Annotated in this window: 26 protein-coding genes and 1 pseudogene; 8 read left to right on the top strand and 19 right to left on the bottom strand. The window is 69.5% G+C overall.

Translation table 11 applies throughout. The annotated features are described in order from the left end of the window. Nucleotides 1–33: 33 nt before the first annotated feature. Nucleotides 34–1152 (bottom strand): LLM class flavin-dependent oxidoreductase, encoded by a 1119-nt coding sequence (locus AC0IYU_RS27715; protein WP_472123713.1) that lies wholly within the window; start codon nucleotides 1150–1152, stop codon nucleotides 34–36. Nucleotides 1153–1182: 30 nt separating this feature from the next. Then, on the bottom strand, nucleotides 1183–2184 hold the full coding sequence (locus tag AC0IYU_RS27710; RefSeq protein ID WP_472123710.1) for an ABC transporter substrate-binding protein: 1002 nt from the start codon (nucleotides 2182–2184) through the stop codon (nucleotides 1183–1185). Between the two features lie 110 nt (nucleotides 2185–2294). On the opposite strand from AC0IYU_RS27710, the gene AC0IYU_RS27705 reads away from it, so the two are divergent. The 5 genes from AC0IYU_RS27705 (at nucleotide 2295) to AC0IYU_RS27685 (ending at nucleotide 7106) form a co-directional block, all read left to right on the top strand. Further along, nucleotides 2295–3527 carry an acyl-CoA dehydrogenase family protein gene (locus AC0IYU_RS27705; protein ID WP_472123707.1) on the top strand — a complete coding sequence of 411 codons (1233 nt, stop codon included), beginning with the start codon at nucleotides 2295–2297 and terminating at the stop codon, nucleotides 3525–3527. After that, a complete protein-coding gene (locus tag AC0IYU_RS27700) occupies nucleotides 3524–4504 on the top strand; it encodes an ABC transporter substrate-binding protein (protein ID WP_472123703.1) in 981 nt (326 codons plus the stop codon). The genes AC0IYU_RS27705 and AC0IYU_RS27700 overlap by 4 nt, the downstream gene beginning before the upstream one ends. After that, entirely contained in the window at nucleotides 4501–5115 is a 615-nt protein-coding gene (locus AC0IYU_RS27695) for a cysteine dioxygenase family protein (protein WP_472123700.1), read from the top strand. The genes AC0IYU_RS27700 and AC0IYU_RS27695 overlap by 4 nt, the downstream gene beginning before the upstream one ends. Further along, on the top strand, nucleotides 5112–6734 hold the full coding sequence (locus AC0IYU_RS27690) for a rhodanese-related sulfurtransferase (RefSeq protein WP_472123697.1): 1623 nt from the start codon (nucleotides 5112–5114) through the stop codon (nucleotides 6732–6734). The genes AC0IYU_RS27695 and AC0IYU_RS27690 overlap by 4 nt, the downstream gene beginning before the upstream one ends. A 150-nt stretch (nucleotides 6735–6884) precedes the next feature. After that, entirely contained in the window at nucleotides 6885–7106 is a 222-nt protein-coding gene (locus AC0IYU_RS27685; protein WP_435485587.1) for a hypothetical protein, read from the top strand. 45 nt (nucleotides 7107–7151) lie between these two features. Here AC0IYU_RS27685 and AC0IYU_RS27680 read toward each other — a convergent pair whose 3' ends face one another. The 6 genes from AC0IYU_RS27680 to AC0IYU_RS27655 all read right to left on the bottom strand — a co-directional run bounded on the left by AC0IYU_RS27680 (nucleotide 7152) and on the right by AC0IYU_RS27655 (nucleotide 13537). After that, a complete protein-coding gene (locus AC0IYU_RS27680; protein WP_472123695.1) occupies nucleotides 7152–8627 on the bottom strand; it encodes a DEAD/DEAH box helicase in 1476 nt (491 codons plus the stop codon). A gap of 131 nt (nucleotides 8628–8758) precedes the next feature. Continuing rightward, on the bottom strand, nucleotides 8759–9646 hold the full coding sequence (gene ypfJ / locus AC0IYU_RS27675; protein ID WP_472123692.1) for a KPN_02809 family neutral zinc metallopeptidase: 888 nt from the start codon (nucleotides 9644–9646) through the stop codon (nucleotides 8759–8761). Nucleotides 9647–9766: 120 nt separating this feature from the next. After that, a complete protein-coding gene (gene dcd, locus AC0IYU_RS27670; RefSeq protein ID WP_018905384.1) occupies nucleotides 9767–10333 on the bottom strand; it encodes a dCTP deaminase in 567 nt (188 codons plus the stop codon). Between the two features lie 100 nt (nucleotides 10334–10433). Beyond that, nucleotides 10434–11720, bottom strand: a complete 1287-nt coding sequence (gene guaD, locus AC0IYU_RS27665; protein ID WP_472123688.1) for a guanine deaminase — start codon at nucleotides 11718–11720, stop codon at nucleotides 10434–10436. Between the two features lie 219 nt (nucleotides 11721–11939). Then, nucleotides 11940–12935 (bottom strand): NHL repeat-containing protein, encoded by a 996-nt coding sequence (locus AC0IYU_RS27660; RefSeq protein ID WP_472123685.1) that lies wholly within the window; start codon nucleotides 12933–12935, stop codon nucleotides 11940–11942. After that, on the bottom strand, nucleotides 12932–13537 hold the full coding sequence (locus tag AC0IYU_RS27655; protein ID WP_472123682.1) for a short chain dehydrogenase: 606 nt from the start codon (nucleotides 13535–13537) through the stop codon (nucleotides 12932–12934). The genes AC0IYU_RS27660 and AC0IYU_RS27655 overlap by 4 nt, the downstream gene beginning before the upstream one ends. A gap of 103 nt (nucleotides 13538–13640) precedes the next feature. On the opposite strand from AC0IYU_RS27655, the gene AC0IYU_RS27650 reads away from it, so the two are divergent. Then, entirely contained in the window at nucleotides 13641–14522 is an 882-nt protein-coding gene (locus tag AC0IYU_RS27650; protein ID WP_472123680.1) for a LysR family transcriptional regulator, read from the top strand. Nucleotides 14523–14536: 14 nt separating this feature from the next. On the opposite strand, the gene phnX is transcribed toward AC0IYU_RS27650, so the two are convergent. The 5 genes from phnX to phnD are packed head-to-tail and all read right to left on the bottom strand — an operon-like array spanning nucleotide 14537 to nucleotide 19032. Further along, a complete protein-coding gene (phnX, locus tag AC0IYU_RS27645; protein WP_472123677.1) occupies nucleotides 14537–15391 on the bottom strand; it encodes a phosphonoacetaldehyde hydrolase in 855 nt (284 codons plus the stop codon). A 33-nt stretch (nucleotides 15392–15424) separates the two neighbouring features. Next, nucleotides 15425–16510, bottom strand: a complete 1086-nt coding sequence (psrA, locus tag AC0IYU_RS27640) for an iron-containing alcohol dehydrogenase PsrA (RefSeq protein WP_472123674.1) — start codon at nucleotides 16508–16510, stop codon at nucleotides 15425–15427. A gap of 10 nt (nucleotides 16511–16520) precedes the next feature. Next, nucleotides 16521–17363, bottom strand: coding sequence for a phosphonate ABC transporter, permease protein PhnE (phnE, locus tag AC0IYU_RS27635; RefSeq protein WP_472123672.1), 843 nt, complete (start codon nucleotides 17361–17363; stop codon nucleotides 16521–16523). Nucleotides 17364–17365: 2 nt separating this feature from the next. Continuing rightward, nucleotides 17366–18166 (bottom strand): phosphonate ABC transporter ATP-binding protein, encoded by an 801-nt coding sequence (gene phnC / locus AC0IYU_RS27630; RefSeq protein ID WP_472123669.1) that lies wholly within the window; start codon nucleotides 18164–18166, stop codon nucleotides 17366–17368. Continuing rightward, complete coding sequence (gene phnD, locus AC0IYU_RS27625) at nucleotides 18163–19032, bottom strand: phosphonate ABC transporter substrate-binding protein (RefSeq protein ID WP_472123666.1); 870 nt, start codon at nucleotides 19030–19032, stop codon at nucleotides 18163–18165. The genes phnC and phnD overlap by 4 nt, the downstream gene beginning before the upstream one ends. Before the next feature lie 127 nt (nucleotides 19033–19159). Here phnD and AC0IYU_RS27620 point away from each other — a divergent pair, with 127 nt between their 5' ends. Continuing rightward, nucleotides 19160–20047, top strand: a complete 888-nt coding sequence (locus AC0IYU_RS27620) for a LysR substrate-binding domain-containing protein (protein ID WP_472123664.1) — start codon at nucleotides 19160–19162, stop codon at nucleotides 20045–20047. Between the two features lie 36 nt (nucleotides 20048–20083). On the opposite strand, the gene AC0IYU_RS27615 is transcribed toward AC0IYU_RS27620, so the two are convergent. Both AC0IYU_RS27615 and AC0IYU_RS27610 read right to left on the bottom strand, forming a co-directional pair. Beyond that, the gene (locus AC0IYU_RS27615; protein WP_472123662.1) at nucleotides 20084–20920 is read right to left on the bottom strand and encodes a helix-turn-helix transcriptional regulator; all 837 of its coding nucleotides are present in this window, start codon (nucleotides 20918–20920) and stop codon (nucleotides 20084–20086) included. A 70-nt stretch (nucleotides 20921–20990) separates the two neighbouring features. Next, nucleotides 20991–21152, bottom strand: a pseudogene (locus tag AC0IYU_RS27610) (IS3 family transposase); the annotation flags it as partial. Between the two features lie 167 nt (nucleotides 21153–21319). Here AC0IYU_RS27610 and AC0IYU_RS27605 point away from each other — a divergent pair. Then, nucleotides 21320–21964: a c-type cytochrome gene (locus tag AC0IYU_RS27605; protein ID WP_472123658.1), complete on the top strand. Its 645-nt coding sequence runs from the start codon at nucleotides 21320–21322 to the stop codon at nucleotides 21962–21964. A 4-nt stretch (nucleotides 21965–21968) separates the two neighbouring features. Here the strand turns inward: AC0IYU_RS27605 and AC0IYU_RS27600 are convergent, their stop codons facing one another. From AC0IYU_RS27600 to bchI, 4 genes are read right to left on the bottom strand one after another with little or no spacing between them, the layout of a single operon-like run. After that, complete coding sequence (locus tag AC0IYU_RS27600; RefSeq protein WP_472123656.1) at nucleotides 21969–22235, bottom strand: hypothetical protein; 267 nt, start codon at nucleotides 22233–22235, stop codon at nucleotides 21969–21971. Beyond that, nucleotides 22232–23128, bottom strand: a complete 897-nt coding sequence (bchO, locus tag AC0IYU_RS27595; protein WP_472123653.1) for an alpha/beta fold hydrolase BchO — start codon at nucleotides 23126–23128, stop codon at nucleotides 22232–22234. The genes AC0IYU_RS27600 and bchO overlap by 4 nt, the downstream gene beginning before the upstream one ends. Continuing rightward, on the bottom strand, nucleotides 23125–24981 hold the full coding sequence (locus tag AC0IYU_RS27590) for a magnesium chelatase subunit D (RefSeq protein WP_472123650.1): 1857 nt from the start codon (nucleotides 24979–24981) through the stop codon (nucleotides 23125–23127). Before AC0IYU_RS27590 ends, bchO begins: the two co-directional genes overlap by 4 nt. Then, nucleotides 24978–26000, bottom strand: a complete 1023-nt coding sequence (gene bchI / locus AC0IYU_RS27585; RefSeq protein ID WP_472123647.1) for a magnesium chelatase ATPase subunit I — start codon at nucleotides 25998–26000, stop codon at nucleotides 24978–24980. The genes AC0IYU_RS27590 and bchI overlap by 4 nt, the downstream gene beginning before the upstream one ends. Nucleotides 26001–26044 lie beyond the last annotated feature (44 nt).

The raw sequence follows: 26044 nt of genomic DNA, 5'->3' as shown, positions 1-26044 counted from the left end.
CCTCCCCCAGAGGGGGAGGGAGAAAGAAAGTCGTCAGGCCGCTTTGCGAATGGACGCGGCGCGCTGCGCCACCAGCTCGCGCGTGCGCGGAATCAGCTCGCGCCCATAGTCCAGCGCGTCCTCCAGCGGATCGAAGCCGCGGATCAGGAAGGTCGTCACGCCCAGGTCGTAGTAGTCGAGCAGCGCATCGGCCACCTGCTCGGGCGTGCCGACCAGCGCGGTGCTGTTCGAACGCCCGCCAATCTCTTGTGCCACCGCCGTCCACAGCCGCTTGTCCACCCGCGGGCCCTTGTCGGCCGCGGCCAGCAGGCGCTTGGCGCCTTCGCTCTGCTGCGGTCCGCCGCGGTTGTAGCCCTGCACCACGCGCAGGCGCTTGGTCTCCGCCAGGATGTTTTCGGCGCGCGCCCATGCGGCCTCCTCCGTCTGCGCCACGATGGGGCGGAACGACACCGAGAAGCGCACGCTGCGGCCATGCTTCGCAGCCTCGGCCCGCACGCGCGTGGTCAGCTCGCGCGCCTGGTCGAGCGACTCGCCCCACAGCGCGTAGACGTCGGCGTACTTGCCGGCCACCGGAATCGCCGCTTCCGACGCACCGCCGAAATACACCGGCACATGCGGCTTGCCGTTGCGCGTCTGCAGCGGCTTCACTTCGGAGAACGCATTCTCGAAGCGGTAGTGCGCGCCCTCATGGTCGAACGGCTTCTCGGCCGTCCACACCTTGTGCAACACGTCGAGGTACTCGTCGGTGCGGGCGTAGCGCTGGTCGTGGTCGAGCCAGTCGCCGTCGCGGCGCTGCTCTTCGTCGGAACCGCCCGAGATGTAGTGCACGCCGAGCCGCCCCCCGCTGAACTGGTCGAGCGAGGCGAACTGGCGCGCCGCGAGCGTGGGCGCCACGAAGCCAGGGCGGTGCGCCAGCATGAAGTGGATGCGCTCGGTCACCGAGGCCGCGTAGGCCACCGTGAGCGTGGCGTCGGGGCTGGTCGAATGGTGGGGCACCAGCACGCGGTCGAAGCCCGCCTGCTCGTGGGCCTGCGCAAAGGCGCGCACGTAGTCGCGGTCGAGCGACGGGCCCTTGGCCGCGTGGATCTCCGAGACCTTCTGGCCCTGGATCATGCCGATGAATTCGACGCCGTCTTGCTGTGGCTGGCTCATGGTGTTTTCCTTTTCGAGTGGAAGGCGGGATCAGGCGGCGGGCAAACGCAGCAGGCTCTCGAAGCTGCGGTCCCACAGGGGTTTCACATCGGCGGGCCCGTCGAGCACGCCGATCTTCAGAAAGGTGTCGGCCACGTCCTGGTGGCTGCGCACCACCGCGTCGCTGACCGGGCCCAGGCTGTAGTCGCCGCTGCGGCCGTTGAACAGTTCGACGATGTCGCCGATGGGCACGCGGGTTTCGGCCGACTGCGCGCGCGCATAGGCCAGGAAGTTGCCGTTGATCCATGCGAAGGCGCGCTGCAGGCGCTGCAGCAGGTCGCCCAGTGCGGCGCGGCGCAGTGCGTCGTCGAGCGCGCGCGGGTTGGCGTAGATGGGGAAGTTGCCCGACAGGTAGCCCACGCCGGTCTTGATGGTGCGCGCGCCGTACTGCGTGCGCGCCAGCTGGCCGTTGTAGCCGTAGATGGCCCAGGCATCGAGGTCGCCCCGCGCAAAGGCCGACAGGCCGTCCGAGGGCGTGAGGCTCACGGCCTGGATGTCGCTGAACGACAAGCCCGCCTCGGCCAGCTGCTTCGCCAGGTAGTAGTGCGAGGTGGTGGCGCGCACGTAGCCCACGCGCTTGCCCTTGAAGTCGGCGATGGTGCGGATGGGCGCGTCCTTGCGCGCCAGTGTGGCCTGGTTGTTCAGGTCTTCATGTGTCACGGCCACCAGCTTCACGCTGGACTTCTGCCGCGCCGCGAACACCGGGGGGATCTCGCTGCCCGATCCCAGGTCGAGTGCGTCGCCGTTGATGGCCTCGATGTGCAGCACGCCGTTGTTGAGTTCGCGCCAGTCGATCCTGTAGGGCGTGTTGGCCTGACCCGAGGCCGTGAGCAGCGGCCGCCAGAGGCCCTTGTAGGTGCCCACGCGCAGCGTGACGCCGGACAGGTCAAGCGCAGGGGCCGCGGCTTGCGCCCAACCGGCGGGGCCGGCGGCGGCGAGTGCGGCCGCCGCTTGCAGCAGGCGGCGGCGGTCCAAGGAGGCATCTGGATTCATGGAGCGAACCGTACCGAGCCAGGGGCGGGACGCGAACTCAGAAAAACGAGTTTGCATATGCGGGATGCGTCGTTTTCCGGTGCCGGGGGCGCCGGTACCGTGCGGGAACCATGAGTGCACTCCCCTTGCGCCGCGCGCCGGCCACGACCGAAGCCCCCTCCTCCACCACGGTGGACGACACCGTGCTGGCCCGTCTCACGGCCCAGTTCACCGCCACCGCGGCCGACCACGACCGCAGCGGCGCCTTTCCCCGCGAGAACTTCGCGGCGCTGCAGGCGCACGGGCTCGTCGGCCTGGTGGCGCCTGCCGAGCACGGCGGTGGCGGCGCCACGCTGGCCACGGCGCGTCGCGTGATCGCGGCGGTGGCACGCGGCGAGCCCGCCACGGCGCTGATCCTCACGATGACCTACCTGCAGCACCACGCACTGACGCGCACCGACAGCCGCTGGCCGCCGCACCTTCGCGAACGCGTGACGCGCGACGCGGTGGAACGCGGCGCGCTGATCAACGCGCTGCGCGTGGAGCCCGCGCTGGGCTCGCCCGCGCGCGGCGGCCTGCCGGCCACCGTGGCACGCCGCGACGGCGAAGGCTGGAAGATCGACGGCCACAAGCTCTACACCACCGGCATCGAGGGCCTGGGCTGGCTGTCGGTTTGGGCCCGCACTGATGAAGCCGTGCCGCGCACCGGCGTGTTCCTGGTGCCGCGCGACGCCCCCGGCGTGCGCGTGATCGCCAGCTGGGACCACCTGGGCCTGCGCGCCTCGGGCAGCCACGAGGTGGTGTTCGAGAACGTCGCCATCGGCCTCGACCATGCAGTCGACCTGCGCGCGCCGGCCGACTGGGCGCCCGACGCGGGCAGCCAGACCGACATCGACGCCCACGCCACGCAGCAGGCATGGATGACCGTGCTGCTCTGCAGCCTCTACGACGCCGTGGCCACGTCCGCGCGCGACTGGCTGGTGGGCTTCCTGAACCAGCGCGCGCCCGGAAGCCTGGGCGCGCCGCTGGCCAGCCTGCCGCGCGTGCAGGAGCATGTGGGCGAGATCGAGGCGCTGCTGCGGACCAACCGCGTGCTGATCGACGATGCGACCGCCGCGGTCGACAGCGGCCGCGCGCAAGCTTCCGCCGACAGCGGGCTGCTCAAGTACACCGTCACCGGCAATGCAGTGCGCGCGGTCGAGCTGGCGCTGCAGCTCAGCGGCAACCACGGCCTGACGCGGCTCAACCCGCTGGAGCGGCACTACCGCGACGTGCTGTGCAGCCGCATCCACACGCCGCAGAACGACGCGATCCTGGTGGCGGCGGGCAAGCGCGCGCTGCTGTCTGCGGGAGCTGCCGCATGACCGACCTGCTGTTCTCCCGTGCCTCTAGACGCACCTGGCTGAAACAGGGGGCGGCGCTCTCGCTGGCCGCCACCGCCTCGCTGCGCGCCCTCGCGCAGCCGCAGACCACGTTGGTGCTCGGCGACCAGGCCGGCGGCCTGCGCTCGCTGTTCGAGGCTTCCAAGGCGCTCGACGGCGTGCCCTTCGCCTACCGCTGGGCCAACTTCCAGGGCGCGGCGCCCTTGTTCGAGGCGCAACGCAGCGCAGCCGTGGACACCGCCGTGGCGGGCGACCTGCCCGTGCTGGCCGCGGCCGTGGGCAAGACCCCGCTGAAGATCGTCGCCACGCGCGTCGGCAAGGCCGATTCGCTGGGCATCGTGGTGCAGCCCGATTCGCCGCTGCGCAGCGTGGCCGACCTGCGCGGCAAGACGGTGATCGTCTCGTCGGCGCGCGGCAGCATCTCGCAGTACCAGCTGTACGGCGCGCTGGAGGAAGCCGGCGTGAAGCGCGACGAGGTCACGGTGAAGTTCGTGCTGCCGACCGATGCGGCGGCCGCCTTCGCGTCGAAGCAGATCGACGCGTGGGCCGTGTTCGACCCGTACTACACGATCGCGCTGCAGCAGGGCGGGCGCATCCTGCGCGACGGGCGCGGCATCAACACCGCCCTGGGCTTCATCACCGCAAGCGAGCCTTCGCTGGCCGACCCGGACAAGCGCGCGGCCATCGTGCAGTTCCTCGACCGGCTGGGCCGCGCGGGCGACTGGGCGCTGGCCAACCCCGAGGCCTATGCGCAGGCCTACAGCCAGCTCACGCGGCTACCGATAGCGTCGGCGCGCATCATCACCGCGCGGGCTTCGGTGGCGGGCCGGCCAGTGAGCGAGGCGGACATCGTCGCGCTGCAGGCGGTAGCCGACCGCTCGGCGCGTGACGGCATCCTGCCGGTGCGGGTGGACGTGCGCGCGATCACCGACGCCAGCGTGTGGAAGCGCGCGGCGTGAGCGGGCCGTCGGTCGCGCCGCTGCGCGAATTCGTGGTCGCGTTCGGGCGGCTGCTCGACGGCGCGCCGGACGAGCCCCGCATCCTGGCCGAAGGCGGCGCGCTGCTGCGCACGCTGGTGGCACGCGACGACTGGCTGCCCGAGGCCTTCGCCCAGCCCGACCCTGCGCGCTACCAGCAGTTCCTGCTGCACGCGGACAGCACCGAGCGCTTCTCGGTCGTGAGCTTCGTCTGGGGCCCAGGGCAGGCCACGCCGGTGCACGACCACACGGTGTGGGGGCTGATCGGTATGCTGCGCGGTGCGGAATTCAGCCAGGGTTTCGCCCTCGACGGCAATGGGGATGCACAGCCCCAAGGCGCGGCGGTGCGGCTCGACGCAGGCGATGTGGAGGCCGTGTCGCCCACCGTCGGCGACCTGCACCGCGTGCACAACGCGCATGCCGACCGCGTGTCGATCAGCATCCACGTGTACGGCGCGAACATCGGCGCCGTGCGGCGGCATACTTACCCGACGCAGGGTGGCCGCAAGCCCTTCGTCTCCGGCTACTCCAACGCGCTGCTGCCCAACCTGTGGGACCGCAGCGCCGAACTCAGAGCTTCTACACCTGCATGACGACTGCCACCTTTCCCGTTCTCTCGTTCGCCGCGGTCCGCGCGCGCCTCATCGCACGCGACGAAACCGCCCTGCTCGACGTGCGCGAGGAAGACCCCTTCGCGCAGGAGCACCCGCTGTGGGCCGCGAACCTGCCGCTGTCGCGCATCGAGATCGAGGCCTGGCGGCGCATTCCGCGGCGCGACACGCTGATCGTTCTCTATGGCGAGCACGGCGGCGTCGATCTCGCACCGCTGGCGGCGAAGACGCTCGCCGCGCTGGGCTACACCCACGTGCACCTGCTCGAGGGCGGCCTCGACGGCTGGCGCAAGGCGGGCGGCGAGCTGTTCCGCGACGTGAACGTGCCGAGCAAGTCGTTCGGCGAACTGGTCGAGCACCAGCGGCACACGCCTTCGCTCTCCGCACCCGAAGTGAAGTCCCTGGTCGACGCCAAGGCCGACATGGTGGTGCTCGATGCGCGCCGCTTCGACGAATACCAGACCATGAGCATTCCCTCGGCCACCAGCGTGCCCGGCGCGGAGCTGGTGCTGCGGGTGCGCGAGCTGGCGCCCGATCCGAAGACGCAGGTGATCGTCAATTGCGCGGGCCGCACGCGCAGCATCATCGGCACGCAGTCGCTGGTGAACGCGGGCATTCCGAACCCAGTGGCCGCATTGCGCAACGGCACGATCGGCTGGAAGCTGGCGGGGCAGGTGCTGGACCACGGAGCCGATCGGCAAGCCCCGGCGGCAGTGTCCGACGCGCACCGCGCGCAGGCGCAGGCCGATGCGCGCCGCGTGGCAGACCTGGCCGGCGTGCGGCGCATCGCGCTCGATGCGCTGCACACGCTCGAAGCCCCCGGACGCACCGTGTACCGCTTCGACGTGCGCACGCCCGAGGAATACGCGGCGGGCCACCTGCCCGGCTTTGCCAGCGCTCCCGGCGGGCAGCTGGTGCAGGAGACCGACCACCAGGTGCCGGTGCGCGGCGCGCGCATCGTGCTGGCGGACGACGACGGCGTGCGCGCGTCGATGAGCGCGTCGTGGCTCGCGCAGATGGGGTGGGAGGTGTATGTGCCGGACGCCGTGCCGACGGTGGCCGATTTCACCGAGACCGTGGCGCCTGCTGCGGTGCATCCGCCGGTCGCCCCGGTGTTCGCCGACATCACGCCCGTGGAACTTGCCGCGCTGCTGGAGCAACCCGGCACGGCGGTGATCGACGTGACCACCAGCGCCAACTACGTGAAGCGGCACATTCCGGGCGCCTGGTATGCGATTCGCGCGCAACTGGCGGACGCGATCGACGCGGTCATTCCACCCTCACGGCGCTATGTGCTGACCTGCGGCAGCAGCCTGCTCGCGCGCTACGCCGCAGCGGACCTGCGGGCCTTGCTCGATGCGCGCGGCAAGGCCGATGCGCAGGTGCTGGTGCTCACCGGCGGCAACACGGCATGGTTTGCGGCGGGCCTCGAAGCGCAGACCGGCGAGACGCGGCTGGGCACGCCGCGCACCGATCGCTACCGCCGTCCCTACGAAGGCACGGATGCACCCGCTGACGCGATGCAGGCTTACCTGGACTGGGAATACGGCCTGGTCGCGCAACTCGCGCGCGACGGCACCCATCACTTCAACGTCGTCTGACAGGCAGGCAACGGGAGCGAAAGCGGCTTGAAAGGATGACAACAGGACGGTGACACTGTTGCGCCCGGGTAAAGGGGGACGGGGCCGTCATCCGGCGAAGCGGCGGGGCGTTGGTTGTGCATACCGACAACAACTCCCAGGACCTTCGCCATGAAATTCCCTGTTCTTGCCTTGTCTGCCGCCACGCTGGCAGTCGCCCTGACCGGTTGCGTGGTTGCACCGGCTCAACCCGTCTACGCAGCGCCGCCGGGTGTGGCTTACGTTGCGCCAACCTATGTGTCACCGGGCGTCGGGTTCGTGTGGGCCTACCACCCGCGCTATGGCTGGGGTTGGCATCACCCGCAATACGGCTGGCACCGCGGGTGGAGGTGATCGGATCGATCGAACCGCGGCGCATGACGCCGCAGTTCATCCGCATCAGCTGGGCTCGGCGCTCTTGAACAGCGCTGCCACCTTGCGCTTGCTCTTGATGTTGCTCGACACTCCGCGCGCGGGACCGGCCTTTGCAGCGGCTTCCCACGCCGGGGTCGCGTCAGGCGCACCGGGCTCGTAAGGCTTGTCGAAAAACGGATCGCGCGATGCGGACGGCGCGCGGTGCGGGCGTCCGCCGCCGCGTCGGGCGTCGCCGCCGCCGCTCGGGGCGGGGCTGCGTTCGCGCGGCTGGTCGAGCACGTCGCGTGCGTCGCCGGCTTCGCCTTCTTCGCGCCAGTGGCGGCGTCCGTCGTTGATGCGGCCGCGCGGGCGGTCTTCCTCGAACTCGACGGGTTCGAGCTCGATCTTCTTCTTGATCAGCTTCTCGATGTCAGCCACCAGGCGCGCATCGTTGCCACCGCTGGCAAAGCTCACGGCCAGGCCGGAGGCGCCGGCACGGCCCGTGCGGCCGATGCGGTGCACATAGTCTTCGGCGTTGAACGGAATGTCGAAGTTGAAGACCGCGGGCACGTCCTTGATGTCGAGGCCGCGGGCCGCAACGTCGGTGCACACCAGCAGGTCGACTTCACCGGCCTTGAACGAGGCGAGCGCCTTCAGGCGTTCGTCCTGGCTCTTGTCGCCGTGCAGCGCGGTGGTGCGGTGGCCGTCGCGTTCGAGCGAACGCGCCAGGCGCGCACAGCCCAGCTTGCTGTTGACGAACACGAAGGCCTGCGTGATGCCGCGTTGCTTCACGATCTGCGTGAGCGCGCGGCGCTTGTCGTCGTCGCTCACGCTGAAGAAACGCTGCTCGACGGTGGAGGCCGTTTCGTTCGGCCGCGCCACTTCGATCGTCACGGGGTTCTGCAGGTAGCTGCCGGCCAGGCGCTTGATTTCGGGCGAGAAGGTGGCCGAGAACAGCAGCGTGGTGCGCTGCTTGGGCAGGTAGCTCAGGATGCGCTGAAGGTCGGGCAGGAAGCCGATGTCCAGCATGCGGTCGGCCTCGTCGAGCACCACATACTCGACCTGGTTGAGCACCGCGTTCTTGGCTTCGATGTGATCGAGCAGCCGGCCCGGCGTGGCAACCAGCACTTCGACGCCCTTCTTGAGTTCCAGCGTCTGCGGTTTCATGTCGATGCCGCCGAACACGACCGCGCTGCGCAGGTTGGTGTACTTGGCGTACAGCTTGACCTGCTGCGCAACCTGGTCGGCCAGTTCACGCGTGGGCAACAGCACCAGGGCCCGGACCGGATGCCGCGCGGGCGAGGTCGAGGCGTTTTCGTGCTTGAGCATGCGCTGGAGCAACGGGAGCGAGAACGCGGCCGTCTTGCCGGTACCGGTCTGGGCGGCGCCCATCACATCCTGGCCCGAAAGCACGACCGGAATGGCCTGCTCCTGGATGGGTGTCATGGTCTCGTAGCCCATTTCGGCCACGGCGCGCGCCAGCGGTTCCGCCAGCATTAGATTGGAGAAGGAGCTTGTCATTAAGCCTTCTATTGTCGCATTGCCGCAAAAAAGGGCAGTGACGGCGGCATGACAACGCCCGCGTCAACGGAATTGCTATTTATTCGATAGCAACAAAATCAGCGTTGACGAGCGTCTCAAGCACATTCAACTCAAAGGCTGCGTGCATTGAAGGTGTCGCAGGCCTTGATGTCGCCGCCCTGGTAGCCCGCGCCGAACCACCGTTGGCGCTGTGCGCTGCTGCCGTGGGTGAAGCTGTCGGGCACCACCGCGCGGCCCGCGGAACGCTGCAATGCGTCGTCGCCAATCTTCTGCGCGGCGTTCATCGCGGCCTCGATGTCGCCCGGGTCCAGCCACTTCTTCGATTCCTGCGAATGGTGAGCCCACACGCCCGCGAAACAGTCGGCCTGCAGCTCCACGCGAACACTCATCGCGTTGTTCTGCGTCTGGCTGAGGCGGCTGCGCATGCCGTCGACCTTGGCGGTGATACCCAGTTCGTCCTGCACGTGATGGCCGACCTCGTGCGCAATGACGTAGGCCTGCGCGAACTCTCCCGGCGCGCCGAGCTGGTTCTTCAGCGTGTCGTAGAAAGCCAGGTCGATGTAGACCTTCTGGTCGCCCGGGCAGTAGAACGGTCCCATCGCCGATTGGCCCGTGCCGCAGGCAGTGGGCGTGGCGTTGCGGAACAGCACGAGGCGCGGCGCGTGGTACGTGCCGCCGTTGTTCTTGAAGATGTCCGTCCACACCACTTCGGTGTTCTTGAGCACCGTCGAGACAAAGGCCGCCTCGCGATCGCCGGAAGGTGGCTTGGGCGCCGGCCCCTGCTGTTGCTGCTGCACCTGGGCGGGGCCACCGCCGCCGCTCAACATGCTGAGCACCGTGAGGGGGTTGATGCCGAAGACCCAGCCTGCAATCAGTGCGACCGCGATGGTGCCGATGCCGATGCTGCGCCCGCCGAAGAAGCTGCCGCCTCCCCCGCCACCGCCCTCGCCGCGACGGTCCTCGACGTTGTCCGATTGATCATTGCCTTCCCATCTCATCGCGCTCTCCTTGCCGGCTTATTTCGGGGGTTTCAGGAGTATTTGCCGGCGTTCGCAGGATGGTACTTGGCGCCGCGTCTCGCGGGGTAACCGGGCGTCAGCGCCCGGCCCGGGGTTGCGTCAGGTTTTCGGCAATGTGACGCCGCGCTGGCCCTGGTACTTGCCGCCGCGGTCCTTGTAGCTGGTCTCGCAGACCTCGTCGCTCTCGAAGAACAGCACCTGCGCGCAGCCTTCGCCCGCGTAGATCTTGGCGGGCAGCGGCGTGGTGTTGCTGAACTCCAGCGTCACGTAGCCTTCCCATTCGGGCTCGAAGGGCGTCACGTTGACGATGATGCCGCAGCGCGCATAGGTGCTCTTGCCCAGGCAGATGGTCAGCACGTTGCGCGGAATGCGGAAGTACTCCACGGTACGCGCCAGCGCGAAGCTGTTGGGCGGAATGATGCAGTAGTCGCCGTGCATGTCGACGAAGCTCTTCTCGTCGAAGTTCTTCGGGTCGACCACCGTGCTGTGGATGTTGGTGAACACCTTGAATTCAGGCGCGCACCGGATGTCGTAGCCGTAGCTCGAAGTGCCGTAGCTGATGATCTTGTGGCCGGCGGCCTCGCGGACCTGGCCGGGCTCGAAGGGCTCGATCATGCCGGTCTGCTCGGCCATGCGCCGGATCCATTTGTCGCTCTTGATGCTCATATGCGGTCGCTGCTGATACGGGGGAAGAATGGCGCGAATTGTGGCACGCGCCACCCCGACGCCACCACCCCGCCGCCGCCGCCTCCCTGCCCGCCCCGGGCTACGCCGCCTGCGAAATCACCGTGCGCTCGACCAGCCGGTCGTCGCCCAGCACGATCATGGCGAACAGCATTTCTTCCAGCGTGTTCGCCAGCTTGGTCTTGCGCGCCAGCAGCGGCGTGGCGCCCGGGTTCAGCACCAGGAAGTCGGCCTCGCAGCCCGGCTGTAGGTTGCCGACCACGCCGTCGAGCCCCAGCGCGCGCGCCGCGCCGCCGGTGTGGCGCCACCAGAGTTCGGAGGGCGCGATGCTCAGGCCGGTCTTGGTCTGCCCTTCGCGGCCCACGTAGTAGGCGGCCATCATGGTGTGGAACGGGCTGAAGCTGGTGCCGCCGCCCACGTCGCTGGCCAGCCCGTAGGGGTAGCCCACGCGGTCGGCCGCGCCGAAGTCGAAGAAGCCGCTGCCCAAGAACAGGTTGCTGGTCGGGCTGACGGCCGCCGCCGTCCTGGTGTCGCGCAGCAGGGCGCGGTCGGTGTCGTCCAGGTAGATGCAATGGGCGTACACCGCGCGCTCGCGCATCAGGCCGAAGCCGGCGTACACGTCCAGGTAGGAGCGCGACTGCGGGTACAGCTCGCGCACCCACGCCACCTCGTCGCGGTTTTCCGCCACGTGCGACTGGATCCAGGTGTCGGGGTACTTGGCGGCCAGCTCGCCCGCGCCGCGCATCTGCGCGTCGGTGCTCGCGGGCGCGAAGCGCGGCGTGATGGCGTAGCCCAGCCGGTCGACGTTGTGCCACTTGCGGATCAGCGCCTCGGTGTCGAGCAGGCTCTGCTCGGTCTGGTCGCGCACGCCGTCGGGCGAGTTGCGGTCCTGCAGCACCTTGCCGGTGATCATGCGCAGGCCGCGGCGCTGCGCGCCCTCGAAGAAGGCGTCGACCGAAGCCACGTGCGACGTTGCAAAGGTCAGCGAGGTCGTGACGCCGTTGCGCAGCAGCTCGTCGAAGAACACGTCGGCCACTTCGTTCGAGTGCGCAGGGTCGACGAACTTGGCTTCCGCGGGGAAGGTGTAGTTCTCGAGCCAGGGCAGCAGCCCCGGCGAGGGCGAGCCGATGATGTCGGTCTGCGGAAAGTGGATGTGCATGTCCACGAAACCCGGCGCGAGGATGCGCCCGGGCAGGTGGGTCGTTTCGGCATCGGTGTGGCGCGGCGCGACGGCGGCGTCGCTGCCGGCATCGAGCACCCGCTGGCGGCCGGTGCTGTCGGGGGCCACCACCAGCAGGCCGTCTTCATCGAAAACGGGCTGGCCGGCGGCGTCGAATCGCAGGAGGGAGGCGCGGTAGGCTTTTTTCATCGTGGATGCGGAGGGTAATGCAGCCCCGGCGCATCGCAATTTCCATGCGCATATGAGTGCTATACGAACGCACTCACCGTCCCGGGCTCCTCGCTACACGCCCTTCAGCGCCTCGAAACCGGCCGCCGCGGCCTTGAGATCGGCATCGACGGCCTGGTACTGCGCGACGACGATCGACAAAAGCAAGGTGCGGTCTCCTTCGAAAGACAGGGCGAGGCTTCAGTCGCGCGGCAACGCGTGCGACTGGATGTCGAAGGGCACCCCGGTCGGCACCGGTCCGTCGCCCTCCCTGCGCTTGGTCAGCAGCCCGTACTTCGACTCGATGAAATACACGCGGTCGCCCCGCACGGCGCCCGACGACGGATCGTTGAGCCCCGTCACCACAGTCTGCAGGGCCAGCTTCGCGCCGTCGACGCGCGCCACCGTGACCTGCCCGCCGTAAGGCCTGTCGCCGAAGGCATTGCTTTCGAACAGCACGAGCCGGCCGGGCTTCCAGGCGCGGATGGCATCCACGTTCTTCATCAAGCGCGGCGCCTCGATGCGCGCGACCTCGCCGGCCTGCCCGTCTGCGCCCAGATAGATGCGCAGCAGATAAGACGCGGCGGCCACCAGGCTCACATAGACCCTGCGCCCGCCATCGATGGCAATGCCGTTCAGTCCCTTGTAGGGGCCGGGGCCGCCCAGCGCCGGGTCTTCCTTCCAGACCGTGAGCGCGGCAGCCCCCGGCGCGAGCCGCAGCACGCGCGGGTGGTAGGAGTCGGTCACGTAGATGTTGCCGGCCGCGTCCTGCGCCATGTCGTTGCAGTAGCCCTCGTCGGGCATCGCATAGCTCGCGCGCGGCGCGCCCGTGGCCAGGTCGTAGCGCTTGAGCGCGCTCGGCGTCTGCGGCACCGTGGTGAAGCCGCTGGCGCCCGAGCAGACCCACAGGGCCTGATGCTTCGCATCGACCAGCACGCCCTGCCCGTTCGCAAGGCCGTTGGCGCCGGGCTTCACGAGCACTTCGGCCTTGGGCGCAACGCCGGGCTTGAGCCGCGCGACCGCGCCCTGGCGCCAGCTGCCGACATAGAACGAACCGTCCGGCCCGATGGCCACGCTCTCCGGATACCAGTCCTCGGGCAGCGCCTGTGTGGCGGGGGGTGCGGCGGGGGGTGCGGCAGTGGCCGCCGTCGTGGCAAGCGCGAGCAGCGCGCCGGCCAGTCGTGTGCGCCTGCTCATTGCCACACGCGAAACACGCGCCCCGTCAGCGGGCCTTCGATGCTGCGCACATAGGCCAGCGCCGCGCGCGCGGCCGGTACGGTTTCGACGCCCGGAAAGAGCGCGCCATACGCGGCCAACGATTCGGTCAGCAGCGTCGGACTCACCGCATTGATGCGCAGGCCGCGCGGCAACTCGATCGCCGCGCCTTTCACGAAGCCCTCGACCGCCGCATTCACCGCCGCCGCATTGCTGCCCCCGCGAACCGGGTCTTCGGCCGCTACGCCCGTGGTCAGCGTGATCGAGCCGCCATCGGCCAGCACATGCTGGCCCAGCAACGCGAGCCGCACCTGGCCCAGCAACTTGTCCTGCAGGCCGATGTCGAAGTCGGCCGGCCGCATGTTCGAAACCGGCCCGAAGAAAAGACCGCCGGCCGCCGACACGATCGCATCGACGCGCCCCACCGCCGCATACAACGCCTCGACGCTCGCATCGCTCGTGATGTCGACCTGCAGGTCGCCGCGCGTGCGGCCCGCGCGCAGCACGTCATGACCGCGTTCGGCCAGCGCCTGTGCCACCGCGCTGCCCACTGCGCCCGTGGCGCCAACAACAAGAACCTTCATGGAAAACCCCGCTGGATGAAATAAGGAAGGCCCATTGTTTTGCGAATCAATAGTTTGATAAATTGCCATCCGTTTCGGCAATTCGAAACTCTAGGTTCTCAATATGGACAAGCTGCGCGCCATGGAAGTCTTCGTCGCCACGGTCGACGCGGGCAGCTTCGCGGCTGCGGCCGAGGTGCTGGATCTCTCGGCCGTGATGGTGGGCAAGCACATCCGCGCGCTCGAGGAACAACTGGGCGCGCGTCTGCTGGAGCGCACCACGCGCCGCCACGCGCTCACGGAGATCGGTGCCGCCTACCTGGAGCGCTGCCGCGACGTGCTCGCCAGCGTGCACACGGCCGACGGCGTGGCTGAATCGCTGCGCGCCATGCCGCAGGGCGTCTTGCGCGTCACGGCGCCGGTGGCCTATGGCGCGCACCGGCTCACGCCGGTGATCGGCGCGTACATCGCCGCCTATCCGCAGGTGAAGGTGGACCTGAGCCTGAACGACCGCGTCGTCGATCTCGCAGAGGAAGGCTTCGACTGCGGCATCCGCTCGGGCGCCGCGGTCGATGCGAACCTCGTCGCCCGGCCGCTCGCGCTGGCGCGCATGTTCGCCGTGGCCAGCCCCGCATGGGTCGCGCGCCACGGCCTGCCGGCGCACCCGAGCGACCTCGAAGCCTTCCCGCTGCTGGGCTTCGCGGCCTGGGGAGCGAACCACGCATGGCGCTTCACGCGCGACGGCCAGACCGTGCATGTGCCGGTGCGCGGCCCGTTCACCACCAACAACGGCCAGGCATTGCTGGCCGCGGCCACGGCCGGCGTGGGCGTGATCGTGCAGGCCGATGCGCTGCTCGGACCCGCGCTGGCATCGGGCCAGGTGGTGCAGCTGTTGCCGGAATGGGAACTGCCCACGCGGCAGGTGTACATCACGCGATTGCCCGAGGCGCGACCCAGCGCCAAGCTGCGCACCTTCGTGGACTTCGTCGTCGAGCGCCTGGGCTGAACGCTCAGCCGGCGTCAGGCCGCAGGCATGTCGGACGGGCACGCCCCGTCATGGCGCCGGGCAATCTCGTGCATCACGCGCGGCAGGTCGGCCACGCTGTCGATGACGAAATGCGCACCGGCAGCGCGCAACCGGCGCTCCGCCACCTGGCGGCGTTCGGCCACTTCCGTCGGCGCGAGCCGGCCGAGTTCGTCCTCGGTCAGGCCGACTTCGTTGCCCGACAGCGTCAGCCCCACGCACCACATGCCCGCATTGCGGCCTTCCTCGATGCCGGGCGTGGTGTCGTCGACCTTGACGCAGGCCCGCACGTCGCTCACCCGCAGGGCGAGCACATTGGCCAGCGCCATGTAGGGCCCGGGGCGGCCGCCGGCGGCGAGCTCGTCGCCCGCCACCACATGGTCCGGCACGATGCCGGCCTTGGCGGCCAGCGGCAGCAGCACATCGAGCACCTGGCGCGGGTAGCCCGAGCACGAGCCGATCTTCAGGCCCTGCGCCCGCAGCCAGGCCAGCGTCTCGATGGCGCCCGGAATGGGCTTCGAATAGGCGCCCACCTTCTCGATCTGCATGGGCATGAAGCGCTCGTACAGCGCATCGATGTCGCCCGCGCCGGGCAGCGCACCGAAGCGTGCCTGCCACTGGGCGCTGATGGCGGGTTCTTCCAGCAAGGTCCGGATGTGGTCCCGCTTGGACAGGCCCATGGGGCCGCGCGCCTGGGCCAGGCTGATCTCGATGCCGAAGCTCGCGAACGATTCCACGAAGATCTGCGTGGGGGCCAGCGAACCGAAGTCCACCAGGGTGCCGGCCCAGTCGAAGATGACGGCCTGGAGCCGGTGCGATGGCAATGGGGTGTGGGTCGACGATGTGTTCATGGTGTCGGTGCAAGGGGTGTGGAGGTTGAGTGTTCAGGCCGCGGCAATGAAATTGCGACCGCGCGCCCCGGCCAGGGCCTGCGCGATGCGATCGCCCCAGTCCGCTTCGGGAATGCCGTAGCTCACGGGATCGACGCTGACGCCCAGGCCTTCGAGAAACGCCGACAGGGAAGCGACGGCTTCGTCGATGCGGCCTGCATCGAAGATCGACAGCAGCAGCGCATCGAGCACCGCGTCGCGGCCCGCCGCGAGCTTCATGATGCGCGGCAGGCTGAACGAGCAGGCAATGCCGTGCGGCGTGCCGTGCTGCAGCGTGATGTCGTACGACAGCGAATGTGCGAGCGCAGTGCGGGTGTTGGAGAAGGCCAGGCCGGCCTGCAACGCCGCGGTGGCAAGACGTTCGCGCAGTTCGGGCCGATCCGGTTGCGCCAGCAGTTGCGGCAGCGTCGCGATGATGCTGCGCGCCGCGCTGACCGCCAGGCTGGCGGACACCGGATTGCGATGCACGTTCCACAGCGATTCGAGCGCATGCGACAGCGCGTCGAGGCCGCTGGCCAGGGTGGCCGCTCGCGGCAGGCTCAGCATCAGGTCGGCATCGACGATGGCCGCCTGCGGCCAGGTCCACGGCAGGTGGAGCGACAGCTTGCGTGCGCGCGCCTGGTCCCACACGGTGGCCCACGGCGTCACTTCGCTGCCGGTGCCGGCGGTGGTCGGGATGGCCAGCAGTCGGCGATGCCGCCCGCCCGATGCGGGCTCGGCACCCTCCATCAGCGCCAGCAGTTCGTCGAAGCGGCCGGCGGCCGTGCGCGTGAGCATGACCTTCGCGCAGTCGATCACGCTGCCGCCGCCGAGCGCGATCACGCAGTCGACGTCCGCGTGGTCGCGCCACAGGCGCTCGTACATCGGGCCCAGCCATGCGACATCGGGGTTGGGGAGCACATCGGTCTCGACGGCGGCGAGGCGGTCGCCCAGCAAGCCGCGGATGCGATCGACGAGCCCGAGCGCAGTCGCCTCGGGAAACGCGACGAGGATCGCGCGGCGCTGGCCCAGCAGCCGGGGCAGTGCCTCCAGCGAGCCGCAGCCGGCGTGCACGTCGACGGGGTTGTAGCAAGTCCACATGGTTGTTCGTTCAATGCCGCCCGTTGCGCTGGATGCGATGGCGCAGCTGGCTCGACAGCGTGTCCGCCACGATCACCATCACGGTGATGACGATGATGCAGGTGGCCGTCTCGGGATAGCGGAACAGCTTCAGGCTGCTCACCAGCTCGAAGCCGAGCCCGCCGGCGCCCACCATGCCCAGCACGGTCGCGGAGCGCAGGTTCACCTCGAAGCGGTAGAGCACCACCGCGATCCACGCCGTCACGACCTGCGGAAGCACGCCGAAGACGATCACCTGCAGCGGCCGCGCACCGGTCGCGCGCAGGGCCTCGAGCGGGCCCTGGTCGATTTCCTCGATGGCGTCGGCGAAGAACTTGCCCAGCATGCCCGCGCCGTGCAGTGCCAGCGCCAGCACGCCGGGGAACGGCCCCAGGCCGACGGCCGAGACGAACACCAGCGCCAGGATCAGTTCGTTGATGCTGCGCACCACGTTCAATGCCTGCCGCGTGCTCTGGTACACCCAGCGGTTGCTCTGCAGGTTGCGTGCCGCCAGGAACGACAGCGGAATGGCCGGCAGCACGGCCAGCAGCGTGCCCCACACGGCGATCTGCACCGTCTCGAGCGCCGGAGCGACCAGCCGCCCCAGGATGTGCGTGTCGGGCGGCAGCGTGCGGCCCAGAAAATCGAGGATCTGCGGCAGGCCGCCAGCCAGCTCCGACCAGCTGAGTTGGGCGCCTTCGGCGCTCCACTGCAGCGCCCAGGCCACGATGCAAAGCCCGACCAGCAGGTTGAACCAGCTGCGGCGGCCCTCGGGCAGCGGACCGGTCCAGGCGTAGGAGCTGGAGGGAATGGAGGGATTGGACGAATTCTTCATGGTCAACCTTGTGTGCCCGCCACCAGCGGCATCGGGCGTGCAGCGGGGGCGGCCGCGTCCCTCCTGTCGGGCGCGGGCTGCGGCATGTAGATGCGGTCGATGTCGTCGGGGCCCATGGCCTGCGGCGCACCGTCGAACACCACGCGGCCTTGCGCCAGCCCGACGATTCGGTCGGCGAACTCGCGCGCGTAGTCGACCTGGTGCAGGTTGCACAGCACGGTGATGCCCAGCTCGCGCGAGGCGTCGTGAAGGTACTGCAGCACCTTGCGCGAGGTCTGCGGGTCGAGGCTCGCCACCGGCTCGTCCGCAAGGATCACCTGGGGCCGCTGCGCCAGCGCGCGCGCGATGCCCACGCGCTGCATCTGGCCGCCCGACAGCGAATCGGTGCGCTCGTGCGCCTTGTGCGCCAGGCCCATGCGGCCCAGGCATTCGTGCGCCAGCGCGATGTCTTCGCGGCTGAAGAAGTGCATGACCGACGCCAGCGTCGACACCGCGCCCAGGCGGCCGGTCAGCACGTTCTTCAACGCGCTCAGGCGCGGCACCACGTTGTGGTGCTGGAAGATCATGGCCACGCGCTGGCGCAGCGCGCGCGTGTCGGCGCACCGCACCGCGTCCATGCCGCCGACATTCAGCTCGCCGCCGTCGGCCACGGCCAGGCGGTTCACGCAACGCAGCAGGGTCGACTTGCCGGCACCCGACTCGCCGAGCACCACCACGAACTCGCCCGCCGCCGCGTCCATGTCTACGCCGCGCAGCACGGCGTTGTCGCCGTACCGCTTGGTGAGTTGCCGGATGCGGATCACTTCATGCTCCGCAGGTCGAGCTTGAGCGCCTTGGCGGTGTCGCGCACCACGTTGTAAGCCGCGTCGTTGGTCGGCGCAAAGCCGTTCAGCACGCCCTGGTCGCCCCATGGCAGGTCCTTGACGTTGGCCAGGGCCTTGGCGATCTTCGCCTTCAGCGCGGGGTCGAGGTCCTTGCGCCAGACCATCGGCGACTCGGGAATCGGGTTCGACGACCACACGAGCTCCAGCTCGTCCGGCTTGACCTGGCCCTTGGCGATGGCGCTCGCGAGAATGCGGTCGGCCACGGCCGCGGCATCGACCTTCTTGTTGGCCACGGCCAGGATGCTGGCGTCGTGCGAGCCCGAGAAGATCACGCGGCTGAAGAAGGTCTCGGGGTCGTAGCCGGCCTGCAGCAGGCCCGCCTTGGGGAACAGGTGGCCCGAGGCCGAGGTCGGGTCGACGAAGGCGAAGGTGTGGCCCTTCAGGTCGGCGGTCTTGGCCAGGCCGCTGTCCTTGCGCGCGATGATCACGCTCTTGTACGCGCTCTGGCCGGTCTTCTTGGTGACGGCGACCGCGAAGGCCTCCACGTCCGCGACCTGGTTGGCCAGCACATAGGAGAACGGGCCGAGGTAGGCCACGTCCAGCTTCTTGGAGCGCAGGGCCTCGATGACGCCGTTGTAGTCCGTGGCGACGAAGGGCTTGACCGGCATGCCCAGCTGCTGCTGCAGGCTGTCGAGCACCAGGCGGCTGCTTTCGATCATGGCCTGCGAGTCCTCGGCGGGGATCAGGCCGATGGTGAGGGGCTGCGCGGCCAGCGCGGGCATGGCGGCGGCAGCGGAAAGGGTGAGGGCAACCAGGCTGCGGCGCACGCGAAAGAAGGAAGTCATGGCGGTTTCCGTGGGGTGATGGGGTGGGTGGGCTTCGGAGAACTACCGCAAGGCTAAGAACGCCATGTGACACCCGCATATCAGATCGATCACGGATTTGTCACAGTTCCATTCACAAAATCTATGGATGTCAGCAGCCAAACTCCGCGCCTTCCTCGCCGTCGCCCAGCACGGAAGCTTCAGCGCCGCGGCGCGCGCCGTGGGCTTGAGCCAGCCCACGCTCACCACACAGGTCCAGGCGCTGGAGCGCCTGCACAACGTCGTGCTGTTCCATCGCCAGGGGCACCGCATCGAACTCACCGGCGTCGGTGAGCGGCTGCTGCCCATCGCCCGGCAGATCGCGGCGCTGGAGCTCGACTCGTACAACCTGCTGCACGACAGCGGCGACCTGCAGTCCGGTGAGCTACGGCTGGGAGCCGTCGGTCCCTTCCACGTCATCGAAATGGTCGACGCCTACCGCAAGCACTACCCGCGGCTGGACGTGTCCATTCGCATGGGCAATTCGTCCTCCGTGTTCCAGGACCTGGAGACCTACGCGGTCGACATCGGCGTGCTGGCGCGCTTTCACGAGGCGCCGGGCTTCAGCGCCACGCCCTATGCGCGGCACGCGCTGATCCTGTTCGTGCACCGGGACCACCCGTTTGCGAAGCGCGGCGAGATCCGGCTGGAGGAACTGCACGGCCAGCCGATGCTGCAGCGCGAAAGCGGATCGAGCACCCGGCGCGCGCTCGACGAGGCCTTCGAGCGCGCGGGCGTGCGGCCGAAGGTGGCGATGGAAATCGGCAGCCGCGAGGCCATTCGCGAGGCGGCCGCGCGCGGCATCGGCATCGGTGCCGTGTCGGAGGCGGAGTTCATTCCCGACGAGCGCCTGCGCACCGTGCGCATCGAGGGCGACCCTGCCGTGACGCAGACCTACCTGTACTGCCTGCAGATACGGCGCGACAGCCGCGTGCTGGCTTCTTTCTTCGACGTGGCGCTCAAGCTGCGCAAGGGGGTGGTGGATGCGGGAATTTGAGAAAGCGCTGCTTCGGCATTCGGCAACAGGGCGACGTCACGCCGCTGCCCGGTCAACACCACCGCCGATCTTCTGCGCATCCTCCGGCGTCGCCGGGTTGTAGACCACCATGCTGAGGTCGGTCCGCCCGTCCACCGCAAACGCGGAGTACTCGAACGCGAGCGGGCCGAGCGTCGGGTGGGAGATGTGCTTGACCGCCTCGCCGTGCATCCCGCGGACCTCGTTGTCGGCCCACATGGCCTTGAACTCGGGGCTCAGATGGCTGAGCTCGTCGACGAGCGGCTGCACCACCGCGGCAGCGCCGGCGCGCGCCGCGTCCACCCTGAAGGCGCCGAGCACGAAACGCGCGACGCTGTCCCAGTCGAGTTGCTCGGCACGCGGCCTCGGGTCAAGAAAGATGTAGCGCAGGATGTTCCTGCGCTCGGGCGGCAGCGAGCCGTAATCCATCAGCATGACGGTGGCCGCCCGGTTCCACGCGACCACATCCCATGCGGCGGTGCGGATGATCGCCGGGCTCGGGTCCAGGGCGTCGAGCACGCGCTGCAGCCGCGGCGTGACACCTTCGCGCTGCTGGTAGCGCACGTCGGGCGAGCGGCCCAGGCCCAGCAAGAAGATGTGCTCGCGCTCGACGTCGGTGAGCATCAGCGCATGCGCGATACGCTCGAGCACCTCCGCCGAGGGGGCGCCGCCGCGCCCCTGCTCCAGCCACGTGTACCAGGTGGGGCTGATGTGGGCGCGTTGCGCCACTTCCTCGCGCCGCAGCCCCGGCGTGCGCCGGCGCAGCGCGGAATAGCCCAGCGCCGCCGGGTCCAGCTTGGTCCGCCGGACTTTCAGATACGCGCCGAGCAAGCTCTTGTTGGCAACAACTACCAATGGACTGGCCCCCTGATGAAATCGATGGGCTTCCCCGGTTTCCCGGACGCCCGACTTGGCCCTTCAAGCGCTGTTGCTCGAATTGAACCGGGCTGAGGTCGTTCAATTTTGAGTGTTTTCTGAGCGGGTTGTAAAACCGCTCGATGCAGTCGAACACATCGGCCCGGGCTTGTTCTCTCGTTCGGTAGACGCTGCGCGTGCAACGTTCGGTCTTTGAAGTCGACAAGAAGCTTGCCGCGCCGCGCCGCGCTTCGGGTCGACGGCGGCGTGGTACCAACCCTCGCACAGCGGGCAACTGCGAGCCGACGAAAAGAATCGACTTCGGTGGCTCACCATGGGCACCGGCGTGAGGCCCGGCGGACTAGAATGCACGCCTGTCTAGCATTGTGGATGCCTAGGATGAAGTCGATTGCATTCTTGCTGGTCGCCCTCTGCGTCGGCGCCACTTCCGGCATTGCGTCATCTGCTGATGCGCCAATCGGCGGCATGCCTGCGAAGGCCAAGCCCGACCTGGCCAAAGGAGAGCAGGCTTACAGCGCCAAGGCCTGCGTCGCCTGCCATGCCGCTGACGGGAACTCGAGCATTCCAGCCAATCCCAAGCTCGCGCAGCAGCATCCCGAATACCTTCTCAAGCAACTGACGGAGTTCAAGTCGGGCAAGCGAAAGAACGCCATCATGAGCGGCATGGCCGCGACCTTGACCGACGACGAGATGCGTGATGTGTCATGGTTCCTGGCCTCCAAGGTTGTAAAGCCGGGCTTCGCCAAGGAACGCGACCTGGTCACCATCGGCGAGAAGATCTACCGGGGCGGCATTGCAGAGCGCAGCGTGCCGGCCTGCGCGGGCTGCCACAGTCCCAACGGCGCCGGCATTCCGGCCCAGTACCCGCGCATCGCGGGCCAGCATGCGGACTACGTCGCCGCCCAGCTCACCGCATTCCGCGACGGCGTTCGGCTCAACAGCGTGCCGATGACCGGCGTGGCGGCCAAGCTCAACGACCGCGAGATCAAGGCGGTCTCCGACTACATCGCGGGCCTGCGCTGAGCCTTCAGCGATCGCAGGCGGCAGCACACGTCCTCTGCTTCACCCAGGCCCTCGCGTTCCTTTGCGCGCAGCGTTTTGCAAGTCCGGGCGTCGGGCAAGGCTCGGACGCCGATCGGACGACCGGCCGCCCGCTCGGCCAGCACAGCTCGCTGAAGATCACCGGCCAGAACTGGCCCCGGTCGTCGGGCACGATGCAATACAAGAACGACCAGCCGCGGTAACTGAACGGCTCGAAGTCCGGCGTGCTCGACAGCTTGCGTCCGCTTTTCATGCGCGCCTCATCACATCGTTCAGGCGCGAGCGGTGCAGCGCCCGAACTTTTGCCGCAATCAGGCCCGGCATCTCTTCGTGCGCAAGGTGTCCAGCACCGTCCAGCCGGTCCAAGCTCGCACCCGGCACCCGTTGCTGAACCCACCGTGATTGGGCAGGCGGCACGGCGAGGTCCGATGCGCCGGCCAACAGGTGCAGCCGCGGTCCCAGTTCCGGCAGACGCGAGCACAGCGGCGCCACGTTCCAGCGCGCCATCATGTGCAGCGCGGCGGCCACATGGACCGGGTTGCCGACCAGCCGCGCGTAGAGCGCCACGCCGCGCGCGTCGAGCATGGAACCCGTGTTCCCGATCAGGCGCCGCACGGCCTTGGTATCCGCGGCGCTCCAAGCGAAGAGCCGAGCGGCCATCGAGTTGACGGACATCGCCCGCGCGACCTTCGGAAGCAGCAGGCCCGCGAGACCGGTGAACGGCAAGAATGCGCCGTTAAGCGCCACCACGGCATCCGCGTCGAGGTGCTCGAAGAGACACAGCTGCGCCGCGATGGCGGCCCCGGCCGAATGACCGACGACCACCTCCGGCCTCAGCTGCAGCTGCGCGAGCAGCGCGGTCACCATGCGGGACATGCCGTCCAGCGACATGTGCGCGCCGGGGGGCATCGAGCTAAAGCCATGTCCGGGCAGGTCGATGGCCACGCAGGAGAAATGCGGCGCGAGCAGCGGCATGAGGTCGCGCCACGAATGGCTCGCCGCACCGGTGCCGTGGAGCAGCAGCAAGACCGGCCCGCGGCCCATCTGCTGCACATGCCAACGGATGCCCGCGGCCTGCACGAAGCTGCTGTGCTGGCGGTGCGGCCAGTCCAGGCCGTCCACGTTCCAGTCCAGCGCGCGGCTCATGGCGCAGTCCGGTGCACGACTGCGGCGCGAACGACCCGCGACATTTCCAGCGCGTCGGCATGCGGCAGCGGCAGGTAGACCGCGCCCATCGCCTCGGCCAGCTTGCGTGCCGGCGGTTGCGGATGGGGCGAGGTGTCGAGCACCAACGTGCGGATGCCCGAGGCGCGCATCAGCCGTGCCGAGTGGAGCGCCTCCAGCCCGGCACGCTCGCGGCCACCGGTGCCGTCGAGCGCCACGTTCGCGCAGCCGTCGGTGAGCAGCACGGCCACCGGCGTGCGGCCGCGCCGCCGCGTGACTTCGGCCAGCGCGAGCGTCACATCGATGGCGGTGGCCAGCGGCGTGCCTCCGCCTCCCGCCAGGCCCGCCAGGCTGCGCCGCGCCCGCACCAGCGACCGCGTGGGCGGCAGCAGCACCTGCGCCGACCGTCCGCGAAAGGCGATCAGCGAGACGCTGTCGCGGCGCACGTAGCAATCGGCCAGCAGCAACTCGACCGCGCCCTTCGCCTCGCCGAGGCGATGCAGCGCGGAGGAGCCGGACGCGTCCACGGCGAACACGGTCGTGGTTTCGCTGCGCTGCTTGACGCGCGCGATGCGGAAGTCTTCGCGCCGCACCAGCACCGCGGGGTGGGTCTGTGCCGGGTCGGGCGGCGCAGCGTTTCGGCGGCGCAGCGCCTGCCAGGGGGCCGCAGCGCGCAGCGTGTCGATGAGGCTCAGCCGCGCACCCTCGCGCGGATGGCCTGGCCGCACGCCGTCAGGCCGGCCGCGCAGGCCACCGGACACCGGCGTTCCGGCGCGTCCAGCGCTGCGAGGCTGGCGCCGCTCGGCGTGCCGCGAAGTCAGCAGCGCAAGCAGCCCGGGCGGGAGCACGGCGGATGCCGCTTCAAGCACGCGGTCCTCCGCCGGCATGCTCGCATCGCCCGGCGCGGGGTCGGTTTCGGTATCGGTTTCGGCATCGGTGCGCGGAGGTGCCGGTGCTTCCTGCGGTCCAGGCTGTGTGTCGTTCGCCGGGGCGTCGTCCTGTTCGTCCGCCTGCCGATCCGGTTCGGGCGCCGACTCTGCATCCGGCAGGACCGTGGCCCGCGGCAGCAGCACCAGCCGCGCCGCGAGCGTTGCGTCCGACGCGTCGGCTTCCCGGCGCCCATGCAGCGCCGCATGGGCGCGCGCGGCACGCACCGCGAGCACCGAGCCGCGCATCGAGTCCACACCGAGCGCCAATGCCGCCGCGCACAGCGCTTCGCGCAACGCGGCGGGCACCGCCACATCGGGCAGCAGCGCGCGCGCATCCGCGATGTGCTCTCGCGTCCAGCCGTGCACGGGCCCGTCGTCGGCCACGGCGCGCTGGTGCGAAAAGTCGAGGCTGAAGGCGAGCCGGTCGCGCAGCGCATCGGCCAGGCGTTCGTCCGCGGCGATGCCTTCGTCCAGCGCGACGAGCCCGATGCGCGCCGGATGGCAGCCGGCCACGCCCTGGCGCTCGATGCGGACCTGCTGCGTGTCGAGCACCGCGGCCAGATGGGCCGCCGTGCGCGGCGGGATGCGCTCGGCCATGCAGGCGATCACGATGCCGCCGTCGGACTCGACCAGCAGCCCGCTCTGCGCCACCGGCCGGCCGGCCCGCAGGGTGGCGGCGAGGTCCAGGCCGCCGAGCAGCCGGTCGTCCTGCACATGCAGCGGCAGCCGGCGCAACGGCGATCCTTCGGGCAGCAGTGCCGCGACATCACGCAGCCACGCGTCGCGCGCCGATCCGGCGGGCGAGCGGACGACAACGCCGCCCAGCCCGACCGCATCCAGGCACAGCAGCGCCGCCACCAGGGCCGCATCGCTGGCCGGTGTGGCGGCCGCCGCGCCCGCGCTCATAGTCCCAGCAATTCTTCGACGGCCTTGCCGACCCGCACGGTCGAGCCGCTGTCGTCCAGCGGATTGCGGCGCAGCCGGTGGCGAAGCGCCAGCGGCGCGACGCGTCGCAGGTGGCTGGCGTCCAGCAATTCCTGGCCGTCGAGCGCGGCCAACGCGCGCGCCGCACGGATCATCGTGAGCTCGCCGCGCAGGCCGTCGGTGCCCAGGCTGATGCACAGGCGCGCCGCGCATTCCAGAACCGCGTCGGGCACCTGCACCCGGCCGAGCAAGGCCTTGGCGGCCAGGATGCGCCGGCGCACCTTGGCGTCGTGCGGCAGCCAGTGCCGCAGGAAGGCTGCCTCGTCACGATCGAAGGCGTCGCGCCGCCGAATCACCTCGACCCGCACCGCCAGGTCGCGCGGCGTGGTCACCTCCACCGACAGGCCGAAGCGGTCGAGCAGCTGAGGGCGCAGTTCGCCTTCCTCCGGATTGCCGCTGCCGATCAACACGAAGCGCGCCGGGTGGCGCACGCTCAGGCCCTCGCGCTCCAGCACGTTCTCGCCCGATGCCGCAACGTCGATCAGCAGGTCGACCAGATGGTCTTCCAGCAGGTTCACCTCGTCGATGTACAGAAAGCCGCGGTGCGCGCGCGCCAGCAGGCCGGGCTCGAAACGCTTGACGCCCTGGGACAGCGCGCGCTCCAGGTCGAGCGCGCCCACCACACGGTCTTCGGTGGCGCCCAGCGGCAGGTCGACCACCGGTACGGGCACGCGCTCGGTGCGCATCGCGGTCTTGGCCTTCTTCAGGGCCGCGCAGTGCTCGCAGGCGGCGCCCGAGGCGGCGGGGTCGCAGTGATAGGGGCAGCCGGCCACGGCCTGCATCGGCGGGAGCAGCGCGGCCAGCGCGCGCACGGCGGTCGATTTTCCGGTGCCCCTGTCGCCGAAGACGAGCACGCCGCCTACAGCGGGATCCACCGCCGCGATCAGGATCGCCGTCTTCATCTCGTCCTGGCCGACGATGGCCGAAAAAGGAAAGACCATGGCTGCACTCCAAGCCTGAATCAGTGGTTCATAGGCGCAAGTGT

Source organism: Variovorax sp. AC103 (genome assembly GCF_979254005.1).
This window is presented reverse-complemented; position numbering and strand designations above follow the sequence as displayed.

Coding starts and splice junctions, on each gene's coding strand:
- AC0IYU_RS27655 (WP_472123682.1), bottom strand. CDS start 13,537: ATGAAGGTTCTTGTTGTTGGCGCCACGGGCGCAGTGGGCAGCGCGGTG.
- AC0IYU_RS27620 (WP_472123664.1), top strand. CDS start 19,160: ATGTCAGCAGCCAAACTCCGCGCCTTCCTCGCCGTCGCCCAGCACGGA.
- bchO (WP_472123653.1), bottom strand. CDS start 23,128: ATGAGCCGCGCGCTGGACTGGAACGTGGACGGCCTGGACTGGCCGCAC.
- dcd (WP_018905384.1), bottom strand. CDS start 10,333: ATGAGCATCAAGAGCGACAAATGGATCCGGCGCATGGCCGAGCAGACC.
- AC0IYU_RS27700 (WP_472123703.1), top strand. CDS start 3,524: ATGACCGACCTGCTGTTCTCCCGTGCCTCTAGACGCACCTGGCTGAAA.
- psrA (WP_472123674.1), bottom strand. CDS start 16,510: ATGTGGACTTGCTACAACCCCGTCGACGTGCACGCCGGCTGCGGCTCG.
- AC0IYU_RS27600 (WP_472123656.1), bottom strand. CDS start 22,235: ATGAAAAGCGGACGCAAGCTGTCGAGCACGCCGGACTTCGAGCCGTTC.
- AC0IYU_RS27605 (WP_472123658.1), top strand. CDS start 21,320: ATGAAGTCGATTGCATTCTTGCTGGTCGCCCTCTGCGTCGGCGCCACT.
- phnX (WP_472123677.1), bottom strand. CDS start 15,391: ATGAACACATCGTCGACCCACACCCCATTGCCATCGCACCGGCTCCAG.
- AC0IYU_RS27680 (WP_472123695.1), bottom strand. CDS start 8,627: ATGACAAGCTCCTTCTCCAATCTAATGCTGGCGGAACCGCTGGCGCGC.
- AC0IYU_RS27660 (WP_472123685.1), bottom strand. CDS start 12,935: ATGAGCAGGCGCACACGACTGGCCGGCGCGCTGCTCGCGCTTGCCACG.
- AC0IYU_RS27710 (WP_472123710.1), bottom strand. CDS start 2,184: ATGAATCCAGATGCCTCCTTGGACCGCCGCCGCCTGCTGCAAGCGGCG.
- guaD (WP_472123688.1), bottom strand. CDS start 11,720: ATGAAAAAAGCCTACCGCGCCTCCCTCCTGCGATTCGACGCCGCCGGC.
- AC0IYU_RS27715 (WP_472123713.1), bottom strand. CDS start 1,152: ATGAGCCAGCCACAGCAAGACGGCGTCGAATTCATCGGCATGATCCAG.
- AC0IYU_RS27690 (WP_472123697.1), top strand. CDS start 5,112: ATGACGACTGCCACCTTTCCCGTTCTCTCGTTCGCCGCGGTCCGCGCG.
- phnE (WP_472123672.1), bottom strand. CDS start 17,363: ATGAAGAATTCGTCCAATCCCTCCATTCCCTCCAGCTCCTACGCCTGG.
- AC0IYU_RS27590 (WP_472123650.1), bottom strand. CDS start 24,981: ATGAGCGCGGGCGCGGCGGCCGCCACACCGGCCAGCGATGCGGCCCTG.
- AC0IYU_RS27705 (WP_472123707.1), top strand. CDS start 2,295: ATGAGTGCACTCCCCTTGCGCCGCGCGCCGGCCACGACCGAAGCCCCC.
- AC0IYU_RS27650 (WP_472123680.1), top strand. CDS start 13,641: ATGGACAAGCTGCGCGCCATGGAAGTCTTCGTCGCCACGGTCGACGCG.
- bchI (WP_472123647.1), bottom strand. CDS start 26,000: ATGGTCTTTCCTTTTTCGGCCATCGTCGGCCAGGACGAGATGAAGACG.
- AC0IYU_RS27685 (WP_435485587.1), top strand. CDS start 6,885: ATGAAATTCCCTGTTCTTGCCTTGTCTGCCGCCACGCTGGCAGTCGCC.
- ypfJ (WP_472123692.1), bottom strand. CDS start 9,646: ATGAGATGGGAAGGCAATGATCAATCGGACAACGTCGAGGACCGTCGC.
- phnD (WP_472123666.1), bottom strand. CDS start 19,032: ATGACTTCCTTCTTTCGCGTGCGCCGCAGCCTGGTTGCCCTCACCCTT.